Genomic DNA, 9,328 nt, shown 5'->3' on the forward strand with positions numbered 1-9,328 from the left:
GTAAAGACCTTCTTTATATCGGCTTTTCGTCAGCGCTTAGTGCAACCTATCAAACGGGCACTCAGGTGCTGGAGGAAATGAAAACAGAGTATCCGAATGCTAAAATTATGTCAGTGGATACCCTGGGAGCATCTCTAGGAGAGGGGCTTTTAGTCACCCATGCGGCAAAACTTCGAGAAGACGGTCAGTCAATTGAATCGGTCTACGACTGGCTCATTGAGAATCGATTGCATCTTTGTCACTGGTTTACGGTTGACGATTTATTTTTTTTGATGCGCGGAGGCAGAGTCTCAGCGACAAGTGCAATTATGGGGACGGTGCTCAGCATTAAGCCGGTCATGCATATGGATGATTATGGCCGTCTGATTCCGGTGTCAAAGGTACGCGGCCGCAAGAATTCACTTCGTGTTCTTTTAGAACAAATGGAAAAAACCGCCATTGATCCCAAAAACCAGACCATTTATATTTCTCATGGCGATTGTCTTGAAGATGCCCAATATCTGGCTGACAAAATAAAACAAAAATTTGGTACTGAAGATATTCTTATTCATCTGATTGAACCTGTCATTGGCGCTCATTGCGGCCCGGGAACAGTCGCACTATTTTTTATCGGCACCGAAAGATAAGTTCAATCAATGGTCAAAACATGCCAGTCGCCTGATGATTTCATCAGGTTTTTTTATTTTCAATCAAAAAATAATAAACTTCAACAAAATAGAGCATAAAAACTGCAAATAATTTTTAAACTCCGTATCAGAAGAATGTCAAAATAACGTTTAATAAAAGCTAATTGGGTATTAATAAAATAAGTCATTTGTTGAGGGATTATTCTAAAGTTATGGAGGATTGATATGTTTGATAAAATTATTGTTGTTTCTGAGGTTTCAAATGCATCTTCTGAGATGGTGAAATGTATCAAGAGCCTGCGTTCTCTGGGCGCTGAGGAATGTTTGCTTATCCAGTGTTTTAATCCTCAAGATGTTGACGCCGGAGTTTCGTCTTATTTAACATCTATATTTAATGAAAATTTAAAAAATCAGTCCACGATGTTAGCTGAGCAGGGGTTTACAGTGAAAACCCAAATCATTTCTGGTAATATAAAAAATGAAATTAATCGAATTGCTCAGGACGATCAATATTCGTTAATCGTTGTCGGTGCCGAAAAGCACTCGATTGTCGGTTCCTTATTCTTAGGTGGGATTGCTTATGATATTTTATATGGTTCAACTAAACCAATCCTAGTAATCAAGGATTCGAATCCGGAACAGCCAACCGAGGATACCAAGGATCTGATGCGTCATATTTTATTTCCCACAGATTTTTCCAAGAATGCTGATGTCGCATTTGAGCAAATTAAGGAGATGGTTAAAAACGGGGTCAAAAAAGTGACGATTTTTCATATTCAGGATGAATCCAAAATCAACCCTTACCTCCTTCATCGACTGGTTGAATTTAATGAAGTTGACAATGGTCGGCTTCAAAAACTTAAAGATGAACTGCTGTCTCTCTGCGACGTCGAAGTCGACATACTTATACGTTATGGAGCTCCAACCACAGAGATCATTAAACACGTTGAGGAAGAAAATATTCCCTTGATCGTCATGGGAACCCAGGGTCGGGGATTTATCAAAGAAATATTTTTAGGTAGTGTGAGTCATAATATGGTTCGTCATGCATCGGCATCTGTTCTGTTGATCCCCGGAAATCGTAAATGATAAAAACAAAATAGCGTAAAAACTAACAAACAGCTGGAGACTTCGGTTAAACGGAATTCCAGCTGTTTATTCGATTTTGGCAAATAAAACTTGAATTTTTATGCATTGCAAAATATAATAAAGTGCAAAGTTTAAATTACAGGAGGAAAAAATGAAAAGAAAAAGTGTTGTACTAATCACAATTGTATTGGGAATAGCCTTGTTTTTAACAGGATGTGGCAGCAAATCGACAAGCAGTGAAGACCCTTTGGCCGATGGGGTGTTAACCGCCGGAACTAATGATATGTATCTGCCATTGGAATTCCGCGATGAAAACAATGAGCTTGTCGGTTTTGATATTGATCTGGGTAAGGCTCTGGCAGAGCAGTTGGGTGTCAAAATCCAATGGGTACCAACAGCATGGGACGGAATCTTTAATGGTCTTAACGCCAAACAGTACGATATTGTTTTATCAGGAACCAGCATCACCGAAGAACGGTTAACCGGATTTAATATGACAGATCCTTATCTTGCCAATGGGATTGTAATTGTATCTCGTAAAGATGCAACCCCAGCTAAAACACCAAAAGATCTGGCCGGAAAAACGGTTGGAGTCCAAATTGAAACCACCGCTGATTATGCGGCAGAAGCTTTGAAAACCCAGGAAAATGTTGAGTACACAGTGAACAAGTATGATGCGATGCTTGATGCCTTTGCTGCTCTGGAAGGAAAACAAATTGATAATATTATGACGGATATCAGTGTTGCTCAGTTTTATACGACTTTAAAACCAGACGTTTATGCCGTTTCTTCTGACGTGTTATCAAACGAACCAATCGGCATCACCGTTCGAAAAGCTGATACAGCTTTCAACGAACAATTGAATACTGCTTTAGACGCTTTGCGTGAAAACGGAAAATTAACAGAGTTATCAATGAAATGGTTTGGCCAGGATGTTACCCAGAACATTGATACAAATTTGAAAGTCATTGAATAATTAGAATATTTATTTTTGCGACCCAGCACTGAGATTTCACACTCTGCGCTGGGTCTTTTTGTATGCAAAAGCTTTTAATTAACATTATAATTGTGATACTATAAGGAATATGGATAAGAAGGGAAACGGAACGGTGAAGGATTTAATTTATTGGATATGGTTTATGAGTCTCGAAAAAATATCGATCAAGCAGAAAAACATGCTGCTTGAACAATTCGAATCCCCAGAAGTGATTTTTTCTTTAAGTTCTGAAGCCCTTGCAAAGACAAAAATAATCGACCAAAAGACGTTAAACTATTTTTTTAAGGTCAGATCACTCGATAAAGCCAAGTATGATTTATCTTATATGGAAAAAAACAATATTCAGCTAATCCCTCGCTGTGATCCAGAATTTCCGGAATCGCTGGCTAATCTTTACGTGCCGCCGCTAGGCTTGTATGCTAAAGGCAATTTATCGCTACTGCAGGCGCCCCTTACCATTGGGATTATTGGTTCCCGGAATCCCACTGTGGCAGGAGAAAAATATGCCAAATTGTTTTCTCGGTCACTGTCATCCGTCGGGGTTACAATCGTCAGCGGTTTGGCTGATGGCATTGACGGTAAAAGTCATTGGGGCAGTGTGAATGAACTGGGAGGAACCATCGGAGTTTTAGGCACCGGCCTTGATATCTGCTATCCCCGGGTTAACAAAAAACTCTTTGAGCTGATGGCGGAGAAAGCACTGATTATTACGGAATTCAATTTAGGAGAAAAGCCGCTCCCCAATCACTTTCCTCAAAGAAATCGGATTATCAGCGGACTTTCGCAGGGGGTTCTGGTAATTGAAGCCCGCACAAAAAGTGGTTCGCTGATTACGGTCAACCATGCTTTGGAACAGGGTAAAAATATTTATGTGATTCCCGGGGATATCGGCGGTACTAAATGGGCCGGTGGAAACCAACTACTTAAGGAAGGTGCGAAACTGGTCACGAATCCTAATGATATCTTAGAGGATTATATTGTTTTTGATCAGACTGTAAATCAACAAAATGAAAGTGCGGAGCAATCAGCATTAAAGATGGCTACTCCTGATGAACAGCTGCTGTTTGATCTGATCCAAAAGGGTTATCATACCATTGATGAGCTGGTAGCTTGTTCCGGATTACCCATCAATAAAGTGAACAGTCTGCTGACGATGATGGAAATAGCAGAAATTATTTTGATTAAGTACGGAAACATTGTTTTAATTTAAGGACAATGGGTTATATTCGACTGCATAAGTTTGTATTTTGTGGAAATGTTTGCTATAATGTGGCTATTTCAAGAGAATAAACGTCATTAATATTAAGAAAGAAGGAGGTATTCAATGAGTAAAACCTTGGTTATCGTTGAATCGCCAGCAAAAGCAAAAACAATAAAAAAGTATTTACCAAAAGGCTTTGAAGTTGAAGCAACCATGGGACATGTGATTGATCTACCCAAAAGTCGGATTGGTATTAATATAGAAGAAGATTTTAAGCCTGATTATATTAAAATTCGGGGCAAGGCCGAGCTGCTTAAAAAATTGAAAAGTGCCGCCAAAAAAGCGGATCAAGTTTATCTTGCCACTGACCCTGACCGTGAAGGGGAGGCCATATCCTGGCATATGGCAAATTTTCTGGAAATTGATTTAGCTACTAAATGTCGGATTGAATTTCATGAAATTACAAAAAAAGCAGTAAACGCCGCCATAGAAAACAAAAGAATAATCGATATTGACTTAGTCAATTCACAGCAGGCTCGACGAATTCTGGATCGACTGGTTGGGTATTCTCTGAGTCCTTTTTTGTGGAAAAAGGTTAAGAAGGGGCTCAGTGGCGGCCGGGTTCAATCCGTTGTGACCCGCATTATTGTCGATCGGGAAGATGAGATTGCGGCATTTATTCCGGAAGAATATTGGAATCTGGAGTTACTCTTAAAAAAACTAGATGATGAAAAATCATTTGTATCAAAATTCTACTCTGAAGATGGCAAGAAAAAGACGATCACCAATGCCGAAGAGGCCATCCGTTTGGAACAAGTGGTGGAAGCCAATGCGATTGTAGTCGAAAATGTCAAAAAAAGAACGCGCTACCAAAAACCACCCTTGCCTTTTACCACCAGTACCCTCCAGCAGGAAGCCTATAAGTCACTTGGCTTTACAACCCAACGGACCATGCGCCTGGCTCAACAACTCTATGAAGGGGTGGATATCAAAGGCAGCGGTCTGACCGGATTAATTACCTATCTAAGAACCGATTCGACCCGGATCGCTGACGAAGCGGTTCAAGAGAGCAAAGAATATATCAAGCAACATTTTGGCGATGATTATCTGGGAACCGAAAAAAAAGTTGAGAAAAAGAAAAATATTCAAGACGCCCATGAAGCCATTCGCCCTTCATCAGTTATGCTGACTCCGGATGAAGCCCGAAATTCACTGGAACCAGATCAGTATCGTTTATATAAGCTCATTTGGGAAAGATTGCTCTGTAGTCAGATGGCTGATGCGCAGTATTACGTTACCGATGTGGATGTCGCCTGTAGTAATCTGATTTTTAAAACTAAAGGGGAAACCCAAAAGTTTGATGGGTTTACCCGGGTTGGCAAAAGTGCGGGAAAAAATGATGATAGCATCTTACCGGAATTAGCCATCGGTGATGACCTGGTTCGACTTAAGACAACGAAAGAACAGAAATTTACCAAGCCGCCGGCTCGCTATACCGAGGCATCATTGGTTAAAATATTAGAGGAAAAGGGAATCGGTCGACCAAGTACTTATGCCCCAACCATTGCTACCATCAAGAATCGTGATTATGTGGAAGTTGAAGATAAGCATTTTAAACCCACCGAGCTCGGTGTCACGGTTACCCATTTGATGAAAGAGTATTTTAGCGATGTGGTAAATATTTCCTTTACCGCTGAAATGGAAGATCGTCTGGATTCAGTTTCTGAGGGCGAAACTGACTGGGTTGAACTGCTGAAGAACTTTTATACGGGCTTTGAAAAAGAACTGACTAATGCTCAGGAAAAGGCTGAATCGGTAACCATCGCTGACCCTGAATCTGATGTTGACTGCGAATTGTGTGGCCGCCGGATGGTGATAAAAAAAGGAAAGTATGGCCGCTTCCTAGCCTGTCCAGGCTTTCCCGAATGCAAAAACACCAAACCCTTTTTCGAAAAAACTGGAGGCATCTGCTCTATTTGTGGCGGGGATATTGTCAAACGAATCTCCAAAACAGGACGAACATTTTATTCGTGTAGCAATTATCCGGACTGCGACTACATGAATTGGGACTTGCCAATCCCCGATAAATGTCCAATCTGCGAATCAACGCTGTTTCAAAAAGGTCTGGGTAAACGAAAATCGATCTATTGCGATAAAAAAGATTGCGGCTATAAAGCACCAACTGCAGAATAAATTGCAGTACAAGTACAATTGATAAGAAAGCGAGAAAAAAATATGTTTCATGCAACAACCATCGTAGGAATACGCCATAACGGTCAAGTCGCCATAGCTGGAGACGGGCAGGTAACCATGGGCGAAAAAACGATAATGAAAAATAAGGCGACAAAAATTAGAAGAATTTATCATGATAAAATTTTAGTGGGTTTTGCCGGATCAGTTGCCGATGCTTTTACCCTCTGTGAAAAATTTGAACACAAGGTCGAACAGTATAATGGCAATTTAAAACGTTCCGCTGTGGAACTGGCCAAAGAATGGCGTTCAGACAAGATCCTCAGAAAGCTTGAAGCACTGCTGATAGTCATGGATGAAAGTGAGACGCTGGTCTTATCAGGAAATGGGGAAGTCATCGAGCCAGATGATGATGTGGCAGCCATTGGCTCCGGCGGATCCTATGCCCTTGCGGCAGCCAGAGCTTTAAAAAGCCATTCAAACCTCAGTGCCGAAGAAATGGTCTATGAATCGTTAAAAATCGCCTCAGAGATATGCGTGTTTACAAATAATAATATTTCTGTTGAAGTATTATAGAAACGGAAGAATGGTTATGAAAGAATTAACACCCAAAAAGATCGTTACTGAATTAAACCGTTATATTATAGGTCAGGAGTCGGCCAAAAAAGCCGTGGCTGTCGCAATAAGAAACCGCTATCGCCGATCGCTGTTACCGGCTGATCTGATCGATGAGTTTACGCCTAAAAACATCATCCTAATCGGACCAACCGGGGTGGGTAAAACAGAAATTGCCAGAAGAATGGCAAAACTGGTAAAAGCACCATTTATCAAAGTTGAAGCTACTAAATTTACGGAAGTCGGCTATGTGGGTAGAGATGTCGAATCGATGGTTCGTGATCTGGTTAACACATCGATCCGCAATGTTCAGCAGGAAAAAATGAAAGAGGTTTATGTGGAAGCCGAAAAGAATGCCAATAAAATCATTCTTGATACCCTGGTGCCCTCTAAAAAAATGAAGGAAACCCTGAAAACGCCTTTTGACATCTTTATGAAACCAGCTCCACCCGCTGCCCCGCCCCAATATGAATTGGAAGGTGATGCTGAAAAAGAAAAAACAAAAAAAGAAAAGCGGGAAGCTTTGTCAAAAGAATTGGAAGCAGGTCTATTAGAAGATACGGTTATCGAAATTGAAGTGGATGATGATGGATCTAAGACCATCGGCGTTATGCAAGGCATGAACAACGACAGCATGTCATTTAATATGAATGATATTCTGGGCGATTTTCTGCCGCAAAAGAAAAAAAAGAAAAATGTGAAAATTTCCGAAGCCAGAAAAATACTGATCAATCAGGAAGCCCAAAAGCTGATTGATATGGATCAGGTCACTGAACAAGGGGTCAAGGATGCGGAACAAAACGGCATTATCTTTATTGACGAAATCGATAAAATTATCGGAAATGGTAATAATCATGGCCCGGACGTTTCACGTGAAGGTGTCCAGCGGGATATTTTACCGATCGTCGAGGGAAGTACCGTCAATACAAAATATGGTCCGATCAAGACGGATTTTATTTTATTTATCGGAGCTGGAGCCTTCCATGTATCGAAAATAGCCGATATGATTCCTGAGCTTCAGGGACGATTTCCCATCAGTGTTCATCTGGACAGTTTGACCGAGGAAGACTTTATTCAGATACTGACCCATACTGAGAATTCGGTGATTAAGCAATATCAGGAGCTGATCCGAACCGAGGATGTCAATCTCATTTTTACGGATGAAGCAGTTAATCACATCGCCAAAATAGCCTATCTTCAAAATGAAGAAGACGAAAATATTGGCGCCCGGCGGCTGCACACGGTGATGGAAAAACTATTAGAAGAAATATCCTTTTATGCTTCAGATTATGAACAGGATGATTTTACAATTGATATGAATTATGTGGACCGGGTATTCAATATATCTGATAAACGAGATAATTACCAAAAATATTTACTTTAAATAAAAAAATAACTTGTGCAAATGAAATGACTGTGCTAGTATATGAAGGTATGTATTACACACATCCTCTGAGAGACATCAGGTGCCTGTTTTCAGGTCGATGTTCTTGATTGATGAGGATGGAGGAAAAACCAAGGAGGAACGAATTATGGCATGTGTTTCAATGAAACAATTATTAGAAGCAGGGGTGCATTTTGGGCACCAGACACGACGATGGAATCCAAAAATGGCTCCATATATTTTCACAGAAAGAAATGGTATCTACATCATTGATTTACAACAAACTGTGAAACGAATTGAAAAAGCTTATAATTTTGTCAAAGAACTGGCTGAAAATGGAGAAGAAATTCTTTTTGTCGGTACAAAAAAACAAGCTCAGACTAGCATCGAGAGAGAAGCGAAACGTAGCGGAAGCTACTGTGTTAATCATCGTTGGTTAGGTGGAACCTTAACAAACTTCGGTACTATCAGCAAACGAATTGACCGCTTAAATGAGCTGGAACAAATGGAAGAAGATGGCACATTTGCGCTTCTGCCTAAAAAAGAAGTTATAAAACTAAAACGTCAGCGTGAAAAATTACAAAAATTCCTGGGCGGCATCAAAGATATGAAAGGTGTTCCTGGAGCAATTTTTGTTATTGATACTAAAAAAGAAAGAATCGCCATCGCCGAAGCTAAAAAACTGGGCATTCCAATTATTGGTATCGTTGATACTAACTGCGATCCTGATGAAATTGATTATATTATTCCTGGTAATGATGATGCGATTCGTGCCGTTGCGTTAATCCTTTCGGTTATTTCTGATGCTATTATTGAAGGCCGACAAGGCGAGCAAGTTGAAGAAGAAATTGTCGTAGCACCAGTAGCAGCACCAGTAGCAGCACCAGTTGTAGAAGCAATAGAAGTAGTAGAAGTAGTTGCTGCCGATGTAGCAGTTGTTGCTGAAGTTGCCGATATTGTTGAAGCTGCTGAAGTTACTGCAGCAGAATAATTTATAATTACTATCAGGAGGAAGAAAGTGGACGCAAAATTAGTAAAAGAATTAAGAGCTAAAAGTGGTGCCGGTATGATGGACTGCAAAAAAGCCTTAGTCGAAACAGACGGAGATATCGAAAAAGCAATGGTCCTTTTAAGAGAAAAAGGACTGGCTGCGACTAACAAAAAAGCAGGACGGGTTGCCGCTGAAGGCATCGTTGAATCATATATTCACATGGGTGGAAAAATCG

The 9,328-nt window shown here is 40.4% G+C and carries 8 protein-coding genes and 1 pseudogene; all 9 read left to right on the forward strand.

The window, feature by feature from the left end; all coding sequences use genetic code 11:
- Positions 1–626, forward strand: a 626-nt coding sequence (locus Q7J41_RS00560; protein WP_304884225.1) for a DegV family protein, incomplete at its 5' end; no start/stop codon positions are given.
- A gap of 225 nt (positions 627–851) precedes the next feature.
- Positions 852–1,715: a universal stress protein gene (locus Q7J41_RS00565; protein WP_304884227.1), complete on the forward strand. Its 864-nt coding sequence runs from the start codon at positions 852–854 to the stop codon at positions 1,713–1,715.
- Positions 1,716–1,866: 151 nt separating this feature from the next.
- A complete protein-coding gene (locus Q7J41_RS00570; protein ID WP_304884229.1) occupies positions 1,867–2,691 on the forward strand; it encodes an ABC transporter substrate-binding protein in 825 nt (274 codons plus the stop codon).
- 163 nt (positions 2,692–2,854) lie between these two features.
- Positions 2,855–3,922 (forward strand): DNA-processing protein DprA, encoded by a 1,068-nt coding sequence (gene dprA / locus Q7J41_RS00575; protein WP_304884230.1) that lies wholly within the window; start codon positions 2,855–2,857, stop codon positions 3,920–3,922.
- A 114-nt stretch (positions 3,923–4,036) separates the two neighbouring features.
- A complete protein-coding gene (gene topA / locus Q7J41_RS00580; protein ID WP_304884232.1) occupies positions 4,037–6,106 on the forward strand; it encodes a type I DNA topoisomerase in 2,070 nt (689 codons plus the stop codon).
- 42 nt (positions 6,107–6,148) lie between these two features.
- On the forward strand, positions 6,149–6,679 hold the full coding sequence (hslV, locus tag Q7J41_RS00585; RefSeq protein ID WP_304884234.1) for an ATP-dependent protease subunit HslV: 531 nt from the start codon (positions 6,149–6,151) through the stop codon (positions 6,677–6,679).
- Between the two features lie 16 nt (positions 6,680–6,695).
- The gene (hslU, locus tag Q7J41_RS00590) at positions 6,696–8,102 is read left to right on the forward strand and encodes an ATP-dependent protease ATPase subunit HslU (protein WP_304884236.1); all 1,407 of its coding nucleotides are present in this window, start codon (positions 6,696–6,698) and stop codon (positions 8,100–8,102) included.
- A 148-nt stretch (positions 8,103–8,250) separates the two neighbouring features.
- On the forward strand, positions 8,251–9,093 hold the full coding sequence (rpsB, locus tag Q7J41_RS00595) for a 30S ribosomal protein S2 (RefSeq protein ID WP_370650961.1): 843 nt from the start codon (positions 8,251–8,253) through the stop codon (positions 9,091–9,093).
- Positions 9,094–9,168: 75 nt separating this feature from the next.
- A pseudogene (gene tsf, locus Q7J41_RS00600) lies at positions 9,169–9,328 on the forward strand (elongation factor Ts); the annotation flags it as partial.

This window comes from Acetobacterium sp. (assembly GCF_030652775.1).
In the GTDB taxonomy this organism is placed as follows: domain Bacteria; phylum Bacillota; class Clostridia; order Eubacteriales; family Eubacteriaceae; genus Acetobacterium.

What these genes read in the sequence shown, in the direction of transcription:
- Q7J41_RS00565 (WP_304884227.1), top strand. Translation starts at nt 852, where the DNA reads ATGTTTGATAAAATTATTGTTGTTTCTGAGGTTTCAAATGCATCTTCT.
- Q7J41_RS00570 (WP_304884229.1), top strand. Translation starts at nt 1,867, where the DNA reads ATGAAAAGAAAAAGTGTTGTACTAATCACAATTGTATTGGGAATAGCC.
- dprA (WP_304884230.1), top strand. Translation starts at nt 2,855, where the DNA reads ATGAGTCTCGAAAAAATATCGATCAAGCAGAAAAACATGCTGCTTGAA.
- topA (WP_304884232.1), top strand. Translation starts at nt 4,037, where the DNA reads ATGAGTAAAACCTTGGTTATCGTTGAATCGCCAGCAAAAGCAAAAACA.
- hslV (WP_304884234.1), top strand. Translation starts at nt 6,149, where the DNA reads ATGTTTCATGCAACAACCATCGTAGGAATACGCCATAACGGTCAAGTC.
- hslU (WP_304884236.1), top strand. Translation starts at nt 6,696, where the DNA reads ATGAAAGAATTAACACCCAAAAAGATCGTTACTGAATTAAACCGTTAT.
- rpsB (WP_370650961.1), top strand. Translation starts at nt 8,251, where the DNA reads ATGGCATGTGTTTCAATGAAACAATTATTAGAAGCAGGGGTGCATTTT.